The following is a 16,065-nucleotide window of genomic DNA, read 5'->3' on the forward strand; positions in this document are numbered from 1 at the left end:
CGTTGCGACAGCGGTGCGGGACGCGGTCAGTGCACGACGACCGGGGGCACCCCCTCCTCGTCGAGCAGGTGCGACACCTCGCGCCTGCGTGGCAGGAACGACGCGGGGATCAGCGTGAGCGCCACGAGCACCGCGGCCACCCAGAAGGAGCCGGCGAACGCCTGGGCGGCGTCGACCAGACCCCTGGCGACACCCTCGGGCCCGCCGAGCTTGTCGACCAGCGACGGATCCTGGCGGGACGCGATCGCGGGCAGGGCGATCGGGGAGTCCTTGAGGTTGTTGGTGAGAACCACCGACATGACCGCCACGCCTATCGAGCTGGCGATCTGCTGGGTGATGTTGAGCAGCGTGGACCCGCGCGCCACCTCGTGGTGGGTCAGTGTCTTGAGGGCGGTGGTGAAGATCGGCATCATCGTGCCGCCCATGCCCAGGCCCATGATGAACAGCAGGATCGTGATCGTCCACTTCGAGGTGTCGGCCTCGATCTGGGTCATGCCGAACATGCCCGCGACGATGCCGATCAGCCCGAACGGGACGATGCGGCCGACGGGGATCTTGTCGACCAGGGTGCCCGCGATCGGCATGGTCAGCATGGCGCCGAGGCCCTGGGGCGCGACGAGCCAGCCGGCCGAGAGGGTCGACTCACCGCGGACCTGCTGGTAGTACGTCGGCACCAGGAGCAGCCCGCCGAAGAAGGCCGCCGCGAAGATGAACATCGTGATGATCGAGACGGTCAGGTTGCGGTTGCGGAACAGCCTCAGGTCGAGCAGCGGGTGCTTCGGGCGGAACGAGTGCCACACGAACGTCAGCATGAGCGCGAGCCCGATGGCCATGTTGACGTAGACCTTGGGCGCGTTCATCGTGCCCTTCTGGGGGATGGACGAGACGCCGAACAGGAACAGCGCCAGGCCCGGCGACATCAGCGCCACCCCGAGCAGGTCGAGGGACTCGGTCGGCTCGGTGTGGTCCTTGGGCAGGACGAGGAACGCGTAGATCGCGGCGATGATGCCGAGCGGGACGTTGATCAGGAAGATCCAGTGCCAGCTGGCGATGTCGATGAGCCAGCCACCCAGGATGGGGCCGAAGATCGGGCCGAGCAGCATGGGCACGCCGAGGATCGCCATGAGCCGGCCCATCCGTGCGGGCCCGGCGGCGCGCGTCATGATCGTCATGCCGAGGGGCATGAGCATGCCGCCACCCAGTCCCTGCAGGACGCGGAACCCGATCAGCATGTTGAGCGAGGTCGCGGCGGCACACAGCGCCGAGCCGGCGGTGAACAGGATGATCGCCAGGATGTAGAGGCGCTTGGTGCCGAACCGGTCGGCAGCCCACCCGGTCAGCGGGATGACGGTCGCCAGCGCGAGCGTGTAGGCCGTCACGGTCCACGCGACGGCCGAGTAGTCGAGGGGCGAGGCCGGGTTGTCCGCGAACACACGCTGGAACACCGGCAGGGCGACGTTGACGACGGTGATGTCGAGGATCGACATGATCGCCCCGAGGACGACGACGCCAGCGACCTTGAGCACGGCGGCGTCGATGTTGTCGGGGTACTCCACTGGAGTTGTGGCAGGTGCAGACAACTCGGGTTCCTCTCGGGTGGTTGATGATCCGCGCCCCCCGCGACGTTGCGTAGCGCGCGTTCGAGCCTACGCCCGTCCACCGACAGTGCACCGCCTCATTTTTCGGCGGCAGACCGCGGCGAAACCGGTGCAGGTCAGGCGTTTCCGGCAGCCTCCAGGGCTGCGATGTCGAGCTTGCCCATCGTCATCATCGCGGCGAAGACCTTGCCGGCGCGCTCGGGGTCGGTCGAGAAGATGTTGTCCCAGTCCGCAGGGACGACCTGCCACGAGAGGCCGAACTTGTCCTTGAGCCAACCGCACTGGCTCTCCTGGCCGCCGTCGGCGGTGAGGGCGTCCCAGTAGTGGTCGATCTCGGCCTGGTCCTTGCAGTCGATGGTGATCGAGATGGCCTCGTCGAAGGTGAACTGCGGCCCGCCGTTGAGCCCCACGTACGGGACCCCGTCGAGCTCGAACGCCACGGTGATCACCTCGCCGGCTCGCTCGCCGCTCCCCTCGGGGTAGCGGGCGATGGTGCCGATGCCCGAGTTGGGGAACACCGACGTGTAGAACTCGGCGGCCTCCTCGGCCTGGCGGTCGAACCACAGGCAGACGTACTGACGTGGCATGGCGGTCTCCTCGGGTGACTGGGGCCGGCGGCGGCCCGGTGGGTGGTGGAGCGGGTGGGTGGTGGAGCGGGTGGGTGGTGGAGCGGGTGGGTGGTGGGCGAGCCCATCGTCCCGTGGTGTTGACCAGCGTCGAGGGTCGAACTCATCGGTCCGGTATGCCGTAGCGTCGCCACCGTGAGCGCGTGTGTCCGCCTGCCGGGGTTGGAGGTCGACGATGCCTGACGACGCCGCGCCCAGCGCCGCGCTCGCCGTCGCGATGCGCAGCCTGTATGCCGTGACGCCCGAGGAGTTCATGGCTGAGCGCCGGCGCGTGGTCGCCGAGGCAAAAGCGGCCGGCGAGCCGGCCGTGGCAGCCGAGCTTGGCCGCCTGCGCAAGCCCAGCCTCGCCGCGTGGGCCGTCAACCTGCTCGCGCGGGAGGCCCCTGACCTCGTCGACGGCCTCGCCGACCTCGGCGGGCGGATGCGCGATGCCCAGGGCCGGCTCGACACCGACACCCTGACCTCCCTGCGGCCCGAGCGCGACGCCCTGCTCGCAGAGGTGGTCGCGACCACCGTGCAGCTGGTCACCGACGCCGGTCGCACCTGCAGCCAGGCCGCCCAGCAGGATGTCCGCGCCACCGCGATCGCGGCCCTCGCCGACGAGCAGGCCATGACGGCGGTGGCGTCAGGTCAGCTCACCCGAGCCCTGTCCTACAGCGGGTTCGGAGAGGTCGACCTCGCCGAGGCCGTTGCCCGCACGACCGGGGGCGCGATCCTGACGGTCGTGCCGGGTGGTCGCGGTGCGGGCGGGCCAGGGCCGGTGGACGAGGGTGACCCGGAGGCAGCGGACGGCACGGGCGACCAGACGTCAGCGGCAACCAGCCTGGACGACCTCGAGGCGGAGCTGGCGCAGGCTGACCGGCTGGCCGCGGAGGCCGACGCTGCCGTGACCACGGCGAGGGAGCGTGCCGAGGAGACCCGCGAGCGTCTGGCCGTCGTGGAGCGTCAGCTGGCCAAGGCCCGGGAGGCCGACGAGCGGGCGCTCGAGGCGGTCACTGACGCGGTGCGGGCCCGCAAGTCGGCCGTGGCCGCCCGGGATGCAGCCCGGGCGGCTCTCGACGCCGCGCGGTCGAGGCCCTGAGGCCCACCGCGTCACCAGCCGAGGGTGCCGGGCGCCCCCTTGAAGGGACCGACGACGCGGTCGGTGACCCAGCCGCCATAGAACCCACCCTCCTGGGGACGCACCGCCTCGCCGTCGACGGTGCACCGCTCGACCAGGCCGGGCATCACGGCCACCGCGTCGGCGAGCAGCTCGAACCCCGCGGTCGGCTGCGGATAGAACCACGCGGCGCGCGGTGCCACGGCGTCGGCGGCGACCACGTCGAGGTAGGAGGCCTGCCCCTTCCACTCGCACCACGTCATACCGGCTGCGGCCCGAAGGGCTCCGGGCGCGAAGGCGTCCCGGGGCAGGTAGTAGGTCGGTGGGTGGCTCGTCTCGAGCACCCGCCACGACGTGGCGGTGTCAGCCACCCGGACGCCGGCAAGCCACACCTCGACGTGCTCGGTGCTGGGTTCGACGCGCGGTGGCCTCGGGTAGTCCCAGACGGACTCCTGGCCCGGGCCGGCGGGCTCGGGGTGCGGGCGGTTCATGACCTCACGCTAGGCCAACGGTGAGCACCCACGACGACCGAGGACCGTCACGCGGCGATGGCCGTTCCCGGGTACGTTGGCGGGACGGAGGTGGCCAGATGGCAGAGCAGGACGAGGGCATCGACCCGCAGGTGGGTCCGAGCGGCACCGGCTGTGTGGAATGCACTGCGGCACAAGGGTGGTGGGTCCACCTGAGGCGATGTGCACAGTGCGGGCACATCGGCTGCTGCGACTCCTCGCCGGCCCAGCACGCCACCCACCACTTCGAGCAGACCGGCCACCCGGTGGTCATGAGCTTCGAGCCGGGCGAGGACTGGTTCTGGGACTTCCGGACCGGCAAGGCGTTCCTCGGCCCCCGGCGCGCCGACCCGCAGAGTCGCCCCGAGGACCAGCCGACGCCCGGCCCGGCAGGGCGGGTGCCGGCCGACTGGCGCACCAAGATCCACTAGCCCTCGTGGCCGTCGACCCTCAGGGATGACCCTGAGGGTGACTAGTCAGTGCTGGGGTCGATCTGGGTACAAGCCCCCATGTCGCCGTGGGCCAACCCCCGTCACCGTGGAGGTATGGCCCTCCACCTCGCGCTGATGTCGCCGACGGCACCGACCGCACCCGTGCGGCCGCTGACGGCGCCGACCCAGCCGGCCCGTCGCGCACCGGGGGGTCGCGGCGGGCGGAGGGCCGCCAAGCTGCTCTTCACGGGTGCCCTCGCGAGCGGCATCGTGGCCGTGGCCCTCCCCCGGGTCGCCGGCGCCAACTGGGCCGACATCGCGACGGCCCTCGGTGGGCTGTCGCTTGCCCAGGTCGTGCTGCTCGGCATCGTCTGGATCGCCGGGCTGTGGGCACACACCCCCGCCCTGACCGCCGCGATGCCGGGCCTCTCGCACCGCCGGGCGCTGATGCTCAACCTCACCGGGTCCTTCGTCTCCAACCTGCTGCCCCTGGGTGGTGCCGCCGGGACGGTGGCGAACTGGAAGATGGCCCGCTCCTGGGGATTCGCCTCACCGGCCTTCGCGCGCTGGGCCCTCGTGACCAACCTGTTCGACACCGCGCTCAAGCTGGTGCTCCCGGGCGTGGCCCTGTGCTGGCTGGCGGTGGCGAAGGTCGAGGTGACCGGGGCAGTCAACACCGCGGCCTACGTCGGCCTCGCCCTGCTCACCGTGGTCGTGCTCGTGGTGTGGCTGCTCGCCCGCGACGACCGCACCGTCCGGTGGCTCGGCCGGGGCGCCGACCGGTTGAGCCAGCACGTCCGGGTGCTCCGTCCCCCGGCCGACGGCTTCGCCGCCACGGCGGCCGCCTTCCGTCGCGACAGCGCCTCGGTGATCGCGACCGGCTGGGCGCGGATGGCCTTCGGCAAGATCGCGTATGCCGTGTTGCAGGCGATGCTGCTCTGGCTGTCACTGCGGGTGCTCGGGGCCGAGGTCAACCCCGCCGTGGTCCTGGCGGCGTTCGCGGTGGAGCGGATCCTGTCGATGGTCGTCATCACCCCCGGTGCCACTGGGGTGGTCGAGGTCGGCATGACCGGCGTGCTCGTGGCGCTGAGGGTCGACCCGACGCTGGCCGCCGCCGGAGTGCTGCTCTACCGGGCCTTCACGTTCGGCATGGAGATCCCCGTGGGCGGGCTGTCGATGCTCGCCTGGTCGATGCGTCGCCGCCCTGCCCTCGTCACCGCCTGACCCCCCGCGTCTCCGAGCCGCTCCCGCTCCCGCGTCCCGGAGCCGGAGTCTTTGATGGATCTGGCACGTCCTGGCGTGGCGGATCCATCAAAGACCTCAGCGTGCCGACTGGAAACCTCGCAGCCGCAGGCTGTTCGTCACGACGAAGACGGACGACAGCGCCATGGCCGCCCCCGCGATCATCGGGCTGAGCAGGCCGGATGCGGCGAGCGGGATCGCCGCGACGTTGTAGGCGAACGCCCAGAACAGGTTGCCCTTGATGATGCCGAGGGTCCTGCGGGCCAGCCGGATGGCATCGGGGGCCGCGCGCAGGTCGCCGCGCACCAGCGTCAGGTCGCTGGCCTCGATCGCGACATCGCTGCCGGTGCCCATCGCCAGCCCGAGGTCGGCCTGGGCCAGCGCAGCCGCGTCGTTGACACCGTCCCCGACCATGGCCACCGTGCGGCCCTCGGCCTGCAGCCGGGCGACGACCGCCACCTTGTCCTGGGGCAGGACGTCGGCCACGACCTCGTCGATGCCCACCTGCCGGGCGACCTCTGCTGCCGCGGCGGCGTTGTCGCCGGTCAGCAGCACCGGTCGCAGGCCCAGTGCCCGGAGCTCGGCCACGGCCTGGGCCGACGTCGGCTTGAGGGTGTCGGCCACGGCGAGCACGCCCCGCGCGACGCCGTCCCAGGCGACGACCACGGCAGTGGCACCGCGCTGTTGCGCAGACCGCGCGGCCTCCCTGAGCTCGTCAGGGACGACGACGGACCAGTCCGCGAGCAGCTGTGGCCGGCCGACGACCACGGCGTGCCCCTCGACCGTGCCCTGGACGCCGAGCCCTGCCGTGCTGCTGAAGTCCGCGACCGCGGGCAGCGACCCGGAGCCCAGCGCGGCCGCGGCGATGGCGACGGCGACAGGGTGCTCCGACGCGGCCTCGACCGCTCCGGCGAGCCGCAGGACCTCGGACGGGTCCTCGCCGCTCGCCGCCACGGCCTCGCTGAGGGTCATCCGACCGGTCGTGACCGTCCCGGTCTTGTCGAGCACGACCGTGTCGACGCGCCGGGTGGACTCGAGCACCTCCGGCCCGCGGATGAGCAGCCCGAGCTGGGCTCCGCGTCCGCTGCCGACCATGAGGGCGGTCGGCGTCGCGAGCCCGAGGGCGCACGGGCAGGCCACGATGAGCACGGCGACGGCAGCGGTGAACGCAGCCGTCCAGCCCGCTCCGGTGCCCACCCAGAAGCCGAGGGTGGCCACGGCCAGCGCGATGACCACCGGGACGAAGACCCCCGAGACCCGGTCGGCCAGTCGCTGCACGTCGGCCTTGCCGTTCTGGGCGTCCTCGACGAGCCGGGCCATCTGGGCGAGCTGGGTGTCGCTGCCGACCCGGGTGGCCCGCACCACGAGCCGGCCGCCGGCGTTGACGGTGGCGCCGACGACGGCATCGCCCGGACCGACCTCGACGGGCACCGACTCACCCGTGACCATCGAGGCGTCGACGGCGGACGTCCCCTGCACGACCTGGCCGTCGGTCGCGACCTTCTCGCCGGGACGCACGACGAAGCGGTCGCCGACCGCCAGCTGACCGACAGGGATGCGCTCCTCGCGCTCGTCCTCGACCGGTCCGCGCAGCACGGAGACATCCTTGGCGCCCATCTCGACGAGTGAGCGCAGCGCCGCCCCGGACTGGCGCTTGGCCCGCGCCTCGGCATACCGCCCAGCGAGCAGGAACGTCGTGACGCCGGCCGCGGCCTCGAGGTAGATGTTGCCGGCGCCGTCGGTGCGTTCGAGGGTGAACCGGAAGGGGTGCGTCATGCCCGGCTCGCCCGCGGTGCCGAAGAAGAGGGCATAGAGGGACCAGCCGAACGCCGCCAGCGTGCCGACGGAGACGAGCGTGTCCATGGTCGAGGCGCCGTGGCGCAGGTTGACCCACGCGGCCCGGTGGAACTGCCACCCGCCCCAGACGACGACGGGCGCGGCCAGCACGAGCGAGGCCCACTGCCACGAGGTGAACTGCCAGGCGGGGACCATCGCGAGGACGACCACCGGAACCGTCAGGACCGTCGACACCAGCAGCCGGTGCCGCAGGTCCGCGGTCGCGTCCCCCTGGTCGTCGTGGACTGCCGACTCGGCGGTCGGTGGCGCCGGGAGGGTCGCGGTGTAGCCGGTGCGCTCGACCGTCTCGACCAGGTCGTCGGTCGACACGGTCTCCGGCACGCTCACCCGGGCCTTCTCGGTGGCGTAGTTCACGGTCGCGACCACGCCCTCGATCTTGTTGAGCTTCTTCTCGATCCGCGTGGCGCAGGACGCGCAGGTCATGCCCCCGATGACGAGCTCGACGTCGCGGGTCGCGGTCCCGGACGCGTCAGTGGCCATGCGGTGCCACCTCCTGGCCGGCGGTCACGGTGAGCTCGGCGGTGCGCACGACACCCTCATGCTGGAAGTCGAGGTAGAGGCGGTACGTGCCGGCGCTGGGCGGGGTCGTGTGGAAGACGACGACGGGGCCTGCCGTGGTGTGTCCGTCCCCCGGCTCGCCGTCGGGGTGCACGTGCAGGTACGCCAGGTCGCCCTGGCGCAGGGCCACGAGGTGCCCGTATGCCGCGAGGTAGGGCTGGAGGTCCGTCACCGGCCGCCCGGCCCGGCTCACCGAGAGGGTGAGCGTCGAGTCGCGACCGGGGGTCAGCGTGCCGTCCAGCGTCACGGTGTAGCCGTCCACCTCGGCGGTGGGGGCCGGCGCAGGCAGCGTCGTGGGGGTGAAGTCGCCCGGGACGAGCAGGTCTGCCCCGAGGGTCAGGGGCCCGACGGCCCCGGCCGGGTCGAAGTCCGCGAACACCCGCCACGCGCCCGGCGCGGGGCTGAACGGGACGGACCAGGTGCCGTCGGCCCCGAGCTGTGGGTGGACGTGCCGGAACGCGGCCAGGTCGCGGCGCACGACCACCAGGTGCAGGTCCTTGTCGTGGGTGCGGGTGTATGACGTGAGAGGCCGCCCGTGCGCGCCGACGATGCGGAACGAGAGCGTCCCGCTGCCGGGGTTCGCCACGGGGTGGTCGAGCACGAGCCGGTAGCCGTCCTGGGCGACCTGCAGCCCTCCGGGCAGGTCCGCCGCGGCCTGCCCGGCCTCGGCGCCCTCGCCGTGGCCAGCCGTGCCGTGCCCGGTGGAGGGGCCGTGACCCGATGACGCGCTCGCGTCCCCCTCGCCTGTCCCGACCTCTCGACTGTGGGCGGGCACGTCCTGGCTCGGCAGACCGATGTCGGCGAGCCGGCCGAGGCCGAAGGCACCGGAGAACGCGACCACCAGCCCAGCGCCGAAGGCGGCGACGCGGACAGGGGTGTTCACGGCGCCAGGCTGTAGTTGCCTGCCTCGTCGAGGGCAGCGCCCACCTCGGCCGGGGTGAGCTCTCGCGCGGCCTCGACTTTCACGGCGGACGTGCCGCCGGCGACGAGGTCGACCTGGACGTCGGTGACGCCGTCGAGGGCCTTGAGCTCCTCGGTGACGGCGCTCGCGCAGTGGCCGCACGTCATACCGACGACGTCGAAGGTCTGGGTGCTCATGACGAGTCTCCTTGGGGTGGTGGGGTGCTCAGGAACGGACGAGACGGGCGATCGCGTCGGAGGCCTCGCGCACCTTGTCCTGCGCCTCGGGCCCGCCCTTGCGTGCGGCGTCGACGACGCAGTGCTCGAGGTGCTCCTCGAGCAGCTCGAGCGAGAACGACTGCAGCGCCTTGGTGGCGGCCGACACCTGCGTGAGGATGTCGATGCAGTACTTGTCCTCCTCGACCATCCGCTGCAGGCCACGGACCTGGCCCTCGATGCGGCGCAGCCTCTTGAGGTGGCTGTCCTTCTGGGCGTGGTAGCCGTGGTGCGTCTCGTCCGTGCTCATGCTCACACCATACCCCCCTATGGTATTTCGTCAACCCCGCATCGCGCGCCGAGGCACCGCCGTCGAGTCGTCAGCCGACGCGCTCGAACACCGCTGCCAGGCCCTGTCCACCGCCGATGCACATGGTCTCGAGGGCGTAGCGGCCCTCGCGACGCTGCAGCTCGCGGGCCATGGTGGCGAGGATGCGGGCGCCGGTCGCGCCGACGGGGTGCCCCAGCGAGATGCCGGACCCCAGGGGGTTGAGCCGCTCGTCCGCGTGGTCGAGCCCCCACTCGTGGAGCACGGCGAGGACCTGCGCCGCAAAGGCCTCGTTGAGCTCGATGAGGTCGAGGTCGGCCATCGCGATCCCGGCGCGCGACAGGGCCTGCTCCGTCGCCGCGACCGGCCCGATGCCCATGACCTCCGGTCCGACCCCGGCCACCGCCCAGCTGCGCAGGGCGAGCAGGGGACGTAGCCCGCGCCGGTGTGCCTCGTCGAGGGTCGTCACGACGCAGACCGCGGCACCGTCGTTCTGACCGCTCGCATTGCCCGCCGTGACGGTGGCCAGCGGGTCGGTGCGCAGCCGCACCGGGCGCAGCGAGGCCAGCTGCTCCAGACTCGTGCCGGGCTGGGGGTGCTCGTCCCGCTCGACCACCACGTCGGCGGCGCCCCGCCGGCCCGGGACCGTCACGGGAACGAGCTCGTCGTCGAACAACCCGGCAGCGTGCGCCGCCACGGCGCGCTGGTGCGAGCGCAGGGCGAAGGCGTCCTGCTCCTCGCGGGGGATCGAGTAGCGCTCGCGCAGGTTCTCGGCCGTCTCGATCATGCCGCCGGCCACCGGGTGGTCACGACCGCCGGCCGTGGCGCGCGCCCGGTCGAGGCGGTCCATGAGGTCGACCCCGCCCTGCCGCACCCCCGTGCGCAGGCCGAGCGCGTAGTGCTCGACCTGCGACATCGACTCGACCCCACCGGCCACCACCACGCTCGCGGCGCCGGTCGCAACCTGGCCCGCGGCATACAGCACGGCTTGCAGGCCGGACCCGCAGCGGCGGTCGACCTGGAGGCCCGGCACCCCCACCCCGAGCCCGGCGTCGAGGGCGGCGACGCGGCCGACCGCGGGAGCCTCGCCGTTGGGGTAGCCCTGGCCGAGGACGACGTCATCGACGTCGCCCTCGCCGAGCCCGGTGCGACGGACCAGCTCGCGCACCACGGTCGATGCGAGGTCGGCCGCGGTCAGTGAGGCGAGGGCGCCACCGAAGCGGCCGACGGGCGTGCGGACGGGCTCACAGATGACGACGTCGGACATGGCGTCACGGTACCGACATGCAGCACGGGGGCCGGTCGGCGAGACCGGCCCCCGTGCTGGAGGGTGCTGCTGGGCGTGCTGCTGGGCTGCTGAGAGATGTCGCTGGGCGCTCGGGCTCAGCGCATCGGGTCGAACGGCTTGAGCTGGTCGACCTGCTTGCCGGTGACCATGGTCTCGGCGAGGAGGCGTCCGGTGACCGGGCCCAGGGTGATGCCCCACATGCCGTGGCCACCCGCGGCGAAGACGCGCGGCGACTTCGTGGCACCGATGAGCGGCAGGCCGTCGACGGTGCAGGGGCGCGAACCGACCCACTCGTCCTGACGGTTGTCGAGGTCGGCGCCACGCAGCAGCGGGCGGGCGGCCTCGGCGATGGCCTGGATGCGGCGCTGGTCGAGCGCGGCCTCGGGCTTGCGGAACTCCATCATCCCGGCGACGCGCAGCCGGTCACCGATCGGCGTGCAGGCGACGCGCTGGGCGGGGAAGTAGACCGGGCCGTTGGGCACGTGGTCGATGGCGACGGAGAAGGAGTAGCCGCGGCCGGCCTGCACGACGTTCTTGACGCCGAACTGGCGCGCGAGCTTCCCGAGCCACGCGCCGGTCGCGAGTACGGCGGCGTCGAACTCCTCGACCGAGCCCTCGGAGGTGGTGACGACGACGCCGGCACCGGTGTCGCGGATGTCGGCGACCGTCGCGGCGTCCATGATCTTGCCGCCGCGGGCCTTGACCGAGTCGGCCAGCGCGTGCACGTAGGTGCCCGGGTCGATGAACCGCTGGCCCTTGAGCAGGATGGCCGCGCCGATCTCGTCGGACAGGCTCGGCTCGATGGCGCGGGCCTGGTCGCCGGTGAGGGCGTCGAACGCGATGTCCTGGCCGGCGGCGTGGATGTGCTCGATCTCCTCGAGCAGGGTGACGCGCTCGGCCTCGGTGCGGTACGACGCGAGGAACGACTTCGCCTCCCGGGTCTCGGCCTGGACGCCACCGTCACGCAGCAGGTCGAAGCTCTCGAGCGACAGGTCGTTCACGGGCACGAGCGAGCCCATGGCCTTCTTCCACTGCTTCATCGTGGAGTTCCTGGTGAACCCGGTGACGAACTTGAGGAACTTGGGGTCGGCGCTCGGCGGCACGTAGACCGGCGAGGACGGCGACAGGACCGCGCGCAGGCCGTACTTGAGGACGGCCGGCTCCGGGAGCGGGGTCGCGATGCCGGGGGTCAGCCACCCGGCGTTGCCCCACGACGAACCCGCAGCGACACCCTCGCGGTCGAGGACCGTCACCTCGACGCCGTGCTCCTGGAGGAACCAGGCGGTGGACAGACCGACCATGCCGGCACCGACGACGGCGACGCGCTGGGGGACGGGGAGACCTGCTGCGGTGATGGGAGCCATGCATCGAGAGTGACAGCGCGGCGGGCGGCCTGCCTTGTGCCACCGACACCAACACCTAGGCATCACTTGTGCTCCGGCCACAAGCACCTTCATGCTGGTCGCATGCTCGCCGTCACCGACCTCGTGGGTACCCTCGGCGGCCTGCTCGCCCTGGGGGTGCCTCGCGCCGGGGCAGAGGTCGACGACCTCACCATCGCCGAGCCCGCGCAGGGGATCGTCGGCCAGCCGGGTGACCTCGTCCTCGGCGTCGGGCTGGAGACCGCCGACGCCGCGTGCGAGCTCATCGCCCGCAGCGCGGATGCCGGGGCGGGAGGGGTCGTGCTCCGCCGCGGGCTCGCCCGCCGACGCACGGTCCGCGACCGGGCCAGGCGCAGCGGCATCGCCCTCGTCGAACTCGCCGAACAGGCCTCGTGGGCCCATCTGGTGTGGCTGCTCCGTGGGGTGCTGGACCGCGCGGCGGTCGGGCCGGGGCGCCGCGCCGACGCTCCCGTGCAGGACGACCTGTTCGCCCTCGCGGACGCCGCAGCCGCCCTGGTCGACGCCCCGGTGACGATCGAGGACGCCCAGTCGCGCGTGCTCGCCTACTCCTCGCGCCAGGACCTCACCGACCCGGCCCGCGTGTCGACGATCGTCGGTCGCCGGGTGCCCGACGAGGTGCTCGCGACGTTCCGGGCGCAGGGCGTGTTCCGCCGGCTGGCGCGCTCGTCCGAGCCGGTCTTCGTCCCCGCGGCGCGTGGCACCAGGGCGCGCCTGGTCATCCCCGTCCGAGCCGGCGGTGAGTGGCTCGGGTCGATCTGGGCGGTGGTCGAGGAGCGGCCCGCCGCGACGATGGTCGCCGAGCTCGTCCAGACCTCGAGCGTCGTCGCGCTGCACCTGCTGCGCCTGCGCGCCCAGGCCGACCTCTCCCGCCGGGTCGCCGTCGAGCGGTTGCGTGGCGTGCTGTCCGGCAACGCGACCGGTGCCGAGGACTGGCTGCCCCGCGGACCGTGGCGCGTGGTGGCGCTGGGTGGTGAGGCGGGCGGGGCGCGCCTGCTCGACGTGTGGGAGTCGGTGGGTCGCCGGCACGCCTGGAACCAGCCCCTGCTCGCCGACCTCGACGACCGCGCGTATGCCGTCGTGCGCGACTCGGACGACACCTCACCCGGGACGTGGGGCTGGCTCGCCTCGGTCGCCCGGCAGGCGCGGGACGAGTCCCTGACGCTGACCGCGCGGGCCGGCCGCGCGGCATACACGCCGGCGGAGCTGGAGCGGTCAAGGGTCGAGGCGCAGGAGACCGAACGCGTTGCGGCGCAAGGGGTTGCGGCAGTGGAGCACGAGGAGGTCTGGGCGGAGGTCACGGTCTCACGCGCGGCGGCGAGCCTGGGGGCCGACACCTACGGGCCGCTGGAGGTGCTGCGCGAGCATGACGAGGCGCACCGCAGTGACTACCTGCGCAGCCTCGCCGCGTGGCTCGACCACCCCGGGGCGCCGGGCGAGGCGGCCCGGTCGATCCACGTGCACGCCAACACGCTGCGCTACCGGATGACCCGCATCGCCGACCTAGCCGGCCTCGACCTCGACGACCCCGTGGTGCGCCTCGCGACCCGGCTCCAGCTCGCCGCACTGGGTTAGCCGACTCGCCCCCAACCCGACTTCGTCTACGAACTGCCGACTCCGGACCACCCCAACCTCGTCCGGCTCGGCGATCTGTAGACGAAGTCGGCGGTGGGCTCAGTCCACCCAGTAGTTGTCGTGGTAGCGCATGAACTCGGCCCGCTCCTGCTCGGTCATCGTCTCGCCGGCGGCCACGCGGGCCAGGCCCTCGAAGTAGGCCTCGCGCGACGCACCGGGGGCGAAGTGCAGCAGCATCGACGCAGGACCCGACTCGTTGCGGAAGCCGTGGAACCCGCCCGGCGGGACGTGCACGTAGTCGCCGGGACGCGTGGTGTTCCACCGGGTGCCGTCGAAGATGCTCACTTCGCCGGTGAGGACGTAGAACGACTCCGCGATGGTCTTGTGGAAGTGCGAGCCGGGACCGCTCGGCGGCCCGGCGAACTCCCAGCGGTAGAGGCCGAACAGCCGGCCGGTCGACTCGCCCGTCGACAGGTAGTGCACGCGGTTCCCGTTGGGATAGACCAGGTCCGGCTCCGCGTCGGCCAGTCGGATCGAGGCGCTGACCTCACCGGTGTCGCGGTCGTACAGGGGCGGCGGGTAGCTCATGGCTGCCCATCCTGCCCCGTCGGTCTGCGGGCCGCAGGTCAGACAGCGACGGCGGGTGGGAGCCGGTGCAGGGCGTCGACGAGCGGCGCCAGCTCGGGCGTCTCCTCGGCCTGCCGGATCGTCTCCTCGAGCACCCGGTCGTGGGTGGGGCGGGCCGCCTCGAGGAGCCTCACGCCCGAGCGGGTCAGCTCGGTGTAGATGCCGCGCCGGTCGTCGGCACACAGGATCCGCGTGATCAGGTTGCGGTCCTCGAGCCGGTTGACCAGCCGGGTCGTCGCGCTGTTGGACAGCGCAGCGGCGCGCGCCAGCTGCGACATCCGCATGTGCCAGCCGTCCTGGCGCGAGAGGGCATCGAGCACCGTGAACTCGACCACCGAGAGGTCGTGGCCGCTGGTCAGCTCGCGCTCGAGCGCGGACTCGATCAGCCCGTGGAGCGCGGCAAGGGTCCGCCAGCCCTGGGCGCGGACCTCGACGGCGTCGTCAGCGATACCCATGCGCCCATCATAACCAGCATTTGCAATAACCAGCGCATGCAACTAACTTGCTGCATGCGCTGGTAGTTGCACACGCGGCATACAAGCCTCGGATCCTCGTGAAGCCACTCACTGAAAGGCACGACATGCCCCTCGGACTCCTCGCCCTCGCCATCGGGGGCTTCGGCATCGGGCTCACCGAGTTCGTCATCGCGGGGCTGCTGCCCGAGGTGGCGACCGACTACCGCGTCGACGAGGCCGCTGCCGGGTGGCTGATCTCGGGCTACGCACTGAGCGTGGCCGTCGGGGCGATCGGCCTCACCGCGGCGGTCACCAGGTTCAACCGCAAGCACGTCCTCACGGCCCTGATGGTCCTGTTCATCGCGGGCAACCTCGTGTCCGCGGTCGCGCCGACCTACGAGGTGATGCTGCTCGGGCGGATCCTCGCAGCGCTGACGCACGGCGCGTTCTTCGGGATCGGCTCGGTCGTCGCTGCCGACCTCGTCGCCCCGGAGAAGAGGGCCGGCGCCATCGCCATGATGTTCGCCGGGCTGACGACGGCCAACGTGCTCGGCGTCCCGTTCGGCACCCTGCTCGGCCAGCAGCTCGGGTGGCGGTCCACGTTCTGGGCCATCACCGTCATTGGGGTCCTCGCGCTGGTGGGCATGGCCACCCTGGTCCCCTCGCAGCCGGTCGCGGCCGACGATGCGGGGCTGCGCGGGGAGCTGGGAGCGTTCCGGTCGGGCCAGGTGTGGTTGTCGCTGCTCGTGACCGTGCTCGGCTTCGGCGGCATGTTCGGCGCCTTCACGTACATCGCCTTCACGCTCACCGAGGTCTCCGGGTTCGCGTCGTCGACCGTGCCGTGGCTGCTGGTGCTCTTCGGCCTCGGGCTGTTCGGGGGGAACTGGGTCGGTGGCCGGGCTGCCGACCGGTCGGTGTCGCGGACGCTCACGGTGGTGCTCGCGGCGCTGACGGTCGTGATGGGACTCTTCGCGCTCACCGCCGCGTCGCCGGTCATGGCGGTCGTGGGGCTCGTGCTCATGGGCGCCTTCGGATTCGCGACGGTGCCGGGGCTCCAGATGCGGATCATGACGTATGCCGGGGGCGCACCCACCCTCGCCAGTGGCGCCAACATTGCGGCCTTCAACGTGGGAAACGCTGCCGGCGCCTGGCTGGGCGGGCTCACCATCACCGCCGGTCTCGGGTACGCCTCGACGATCTGGGACGGCGCGGCTCTCAGCCTCGGCGCCCTCGTGGTGCTGGTCGTCGCAGACCGCCTGGCCCGCCGCACGGCCACCACCTCCGAGCCTCAGGCCGAGCACGCGGCATACGCGAGTCTGTGAGGGGTTGGGCTGTCAGGGCAGCCCAGACCCTCAA

Annotated in this window: 16 protein-coding genes; 5 read left to right on the forward strand and 11 right to left on the reverse strand. The window is 72.3% G+C overall.

The genetic code is table 11. The annotated features are described in order from the left end of the window. Window positions 1-26: 26 nt before the first annotated feature. Both AC1DV7_RS12550 and AC1DV7_RS12555 read right to left on the reverse strand, forming a co-directional pair. A complete protein-coding gene (locus AC1DV7_RS12550) occupies window positions 27-1,580 on the reverse strand; it encodes a DHA2 family efflux MFS transporter permease subunit (protein WP_477597468.1) in 1,554 nt (517 codons plus the stop codon). 134 nt (window positions 1,581-1,714) lie between these two features. Then, window positions 1,715-2,185 (reverse strand): VOC family protein, encoded by a 471-nt coding sequence (locus AC1DV7_RS12555; RefSeq protein ID WP_477597469.1) that lies wholly within the window; start codon window positions 2,183-2,185, stop codon window positions 1,715-1,717. Window positions 2,186-2,399: 214 nt separating this feature from the next. Between AC1DV7_RS12555 and AC1DV7_RS12560 the strand changes: the two genes are divergently transcribed. Further along, window positions 2,400-3,305 carry a hypothetical protein gene (locus AC1DV7_RS12560; RefSeq protein WP_477597470.1) on the forward strand — a complete coding sequence of 302 codons (906 nt, stop codon included), beginning with the start codon at window positions 2,400-2,402 and terminating at the stop codon, window positions 3,303-3,305. A gap of 11 nt (window positions 3,306-3,316) precedes the next feature. Here AC1DV7_RS12560 and AC1DV7_RS12565 read toward each other — a convergent pair whose 3' ends face one another. Further along, on the reverse strand, window positions 3,317-3,814 hold the full coding sequence (locus AC1DV7_RS12565; RefSeq protein WP_477597471.1) for a DUF427 domain-containing protein: 498 nt from the start codon (window positions 3,812-3,814) through the stop codon (window positions 3,317-3,319). Window positions 3,815-3,912: 98 nt separating this feature from the next. Between AC1DV7_RS12565 and AC1DV7_RS12570 the strand changes: the two genes are divergently transcribed. Further along, window positions 3,913-4,263: a UBP-type zinc finger domain-containing protein gene (locus AC1DV7_RS12570; protein WP_477597472.1), complete on the forward strand. Its 351-nt coding sequence runs from the start codon at window positions 3,913-3,915 to the stop codon at window positions 4,261-4,263. A 114-nt stretch (window positions 4,264-4,377) separates the two neighbouring features. Further along, the gene (locus AC1DV7_RS12575; RefSeq protein WP_477597473.1) at window positions 4,378-5,487 is read left to right on the forward strand and encodes a lysylphosphatidylglycerol synthase transmembrane domain-containing protein; all 1,110 of its coding nucleotides are present in this window, start codon (window positions 4,378-4,380) and stop codon (window positions 5,485-5,487) included. A 96-nt stretch (window positions 5,488-5,583) separates the two neighbouring features. Here the strand turns inward: AC1DV7_RS12575 and AC1DV7_RS12580 are convergent, their stop codons facing one another. The 6 genes from AC1DV7_RS12580 to AC1DV7_RS12605 form a co-directional block, all read right to left on the reverse strand. Continuing rightward, complete coding sequence (locus AC1DV7_RS12580; RefSeq protein ID WP_477597474.1) at window positions 5,584-7,842, reverse strand: heavy metal translocating P-type ATPase; 2,259 nt, start codon at window positions 7,840-7,842, stop codon at window positions 5,584-5,586. Further along, entirely contained in the window at window positions 7,832-8,803 is a 972-nt protein-coding gene (locus AC1DV7_RS12585; RefSeq protein WP_477597475.1) for a hypothetical protein, read from the reverse strand. The genes AC1DV7_RS12580 and AC1DV7_RS12585 overlap by 11 nt, the downstream gene beginning before the upstream one ends. Then, on the reverse strand, window positions 8,800-9,018 hold the full coding sequence (locus AC1DV7_RS12590) for a heavy-metal-associated domain-containing protein (RefSeq protein WP_477597476.1): 219 nt from the start codon (window positions 9,016-9,018) through the stop codon (window positions 8,800-8,802). Before AC1DV7_RS12590 ends, AC1DV7_RS12585 begins: the two co-directional genes overlap by 4 nt. Before the next feature lie 28 nt (window positions 9,019-9,046). Then, complete coding sequence (locus AC1DV7_RS12595) at window positions 9,047-9,346, reverse strand: metal-sensitive transcriptional regulator (RefSeq protein ID WP_477597477.1); 300 nt, start codon at window positions 9,344-9,346, stop codon at window positions 9,047-9,049. Between the two features lie 70 nt (window positions 9,347-9,416). After that, window positions 9,417-10,631: an acetyl-CoA C-acetyltransferase gene (locus AC1DV7_RS12600; protein WP_477597478.1), complete on the reverse strand. Its 1,215-nt coding sequence runs from the start codon at window positions 10,629-10,631 to the stop codon at window positions 9,417-9,419. A 116-nt stretch (window positions 10,632-10,747) separates the two neighbouring features. Next, entirely contained in the window at window positions 10,748-12,016 is a 1,269-nt protein-coding gene (locus tag AC1DV7_RS12605; RefSeq protein WP_477597479.1) for an NAD(P)/FAD-dependent oxidoreductase, read from the reverse strand. 102 nt (window positions 12,017-12,118) lie between these two features. Here AC1DV7_RS12605 and AC1DV7_RS12610 point away from each other — a divergent pair, with 102 nt between their 5' ends. Beyond that, window positions 12,119-13,627 (forward strand): PucR family transcriptional regulator, encoded by a 1,509-nt coding sequence (locus AC1DV7_RS12610; RefSeq protein ID WP_477597480.1) that lies wholly within the window; start codon window positions 12,119-12,121, stop codon window positions 13,625-13,627. Between the two features lie 99 nt (window positions 13,628-13,726). Here AC1DV7_RS12610 and AC1DV7_RS12615 read toward each other — a convergent pair whose 3' ends face one another. Then, window positions 13,727-14,215, reverse strand: a complete 489-nt coding sequence (locus AC1DV7_RS12615) for a cupin domain-containing protein (protein ID WP_477597481.1) — start codon at window positions 14,213-14,215, stop codon at window positions 13,727-13,729. Window positions 14,216-14,253: 38 nt separating this feature from the next. Beyond that, window positions 14,254-14,709: a MarR family winged helix-turn-helix transcriptional regulator gene (locus AC1DV7_RS12620; RefSeq protein ID WP_477597482.1), complete on the reverse strand. Its 456-nt coding sequence runs from the start codon at window positions 14,707-14,709 to the stop codon at window positions 14,254-14,256. Window positions 14,710-14,834: 125 nt separating this feature from the next. Here AC1DV7_RS12620 and AC1DV7_RS12625 point away from each other — a divergent pair, with 125 nt between their 5' ends. Next, window positions 14,835-16,031, forward strand: coding sequence for an MFS transporter (locus AC1DV7_RS12625; RefSeq protein WP_477597483.1), 1,197 nt, complete (start codon window positions 14,835-14,837; stop codon window positions 16,029-16,031). The last annotated feature ends 34 nt before the right edge of the window (window positions 16,032-16,065 follow it).

The sequence above is a fragment of the Pedococcus sp. P2_E4 genome, assembly GCF_056403935.1.

Coding starts and splice junctions, on each gene's coding strand:
- AC1DV7_RS12555 (WP_477597469.1), bottom strand. CDS start 2,185: ATGCCACGTCAGTACGTCTGCCTGTGGTTCGACCGCCAGGCCGAGGAG.
- AC1DV7_RS12560 (WP_477597470.1), top strand. CDS start 2,400: ATGCCTGACGACGCCGCGCCCAGCGCCGCGCTCGCCGTCGCGATGCGC.
- AC1DV7_RS12565 (WP_477597471.1), bottom strand. CDS start 3,814: ATGAACCGCCCGCACCCCGAGCCCGCCGGCCCGGGCCAGGAGTCCGTC.
- AC1DV7_RS12570 (WP_477597472.1), top strand. CDS start 3,913: ATGGCAGAGCAGGACGAGGGCATCGACCCGCAGGTGGGTCCGAGCGGC.
- AC1DV7_RS12575 (WP_477597473.1), top strand. CDS start 4,378: ATGGCCCTCCACCTCGCGCTGATGTCGCCGACGGCACCGACCGCACCC.
- AC1DV7_RS12580 (WP_477597474.1), bottom strand. CDS start 7,842: ATGGCCACTGACGCGTCCGGGACCGCGACCCGCGACGTCGAGCTCGTC.
- AC1DV7_RS12590 (WP_477597476.1), bottom strand. CDS start 9,018: ATGAGCACCCAGACCTTCGACGTCGTCGGTATGACGTGCGGCCACTGC.
- AC1DV7_RS12595 (WP_477597477.1), bottom strand. CDS start 9,346: ATGAGCACGGACGAGACGCACCACGGCTACCACGCCCAGAAGGACAGC.
- AC1DV7_RS12600 (WP_477597478.1), bottom strand. CDS start 10,631: ATGTCCGACGTCGTCATCTGTGAGCCCGTCCGCACGCCCGTCGGCCGC.
- AC1DV7_RS12605 (WP_477597479.1), bottom strand. CDS start 12,016: ATGGCTCCCATCACCGCAGCAGGTCTCCCCGTCCCCCAGCGCGTCGCC.
- AC1DV7_RS12610 (WP_477597480.1), top strand. CDS start 12,119: ATGCTCGCCGTCACCGACCTCGTGGGTACCCTCGGCGGCCTGCTCGCC.
- AC1DV7_RS12615 (WP_477597481.1), bottom strand. CDS start 14,215: ATGAGCTACCCGCCGCCCCTGTACGACCGCGACACCGGTGAGGTCAGC.
- AC1DV7_RS12620 (WP_477597482.1), bottom strand. CDS start 14,709: ATGGGTATCGCTGACGACGCCGTCGAGGTCCGCGCCCAGGGCTGGCGG.
- AC1DV7_RS12625 (WP_477597483.1), top strand. CDS start 14,835: ATGCCCCTCGGACTCCTCGCCCTCGCCATCGGGGGCTTCGGCATCGGG.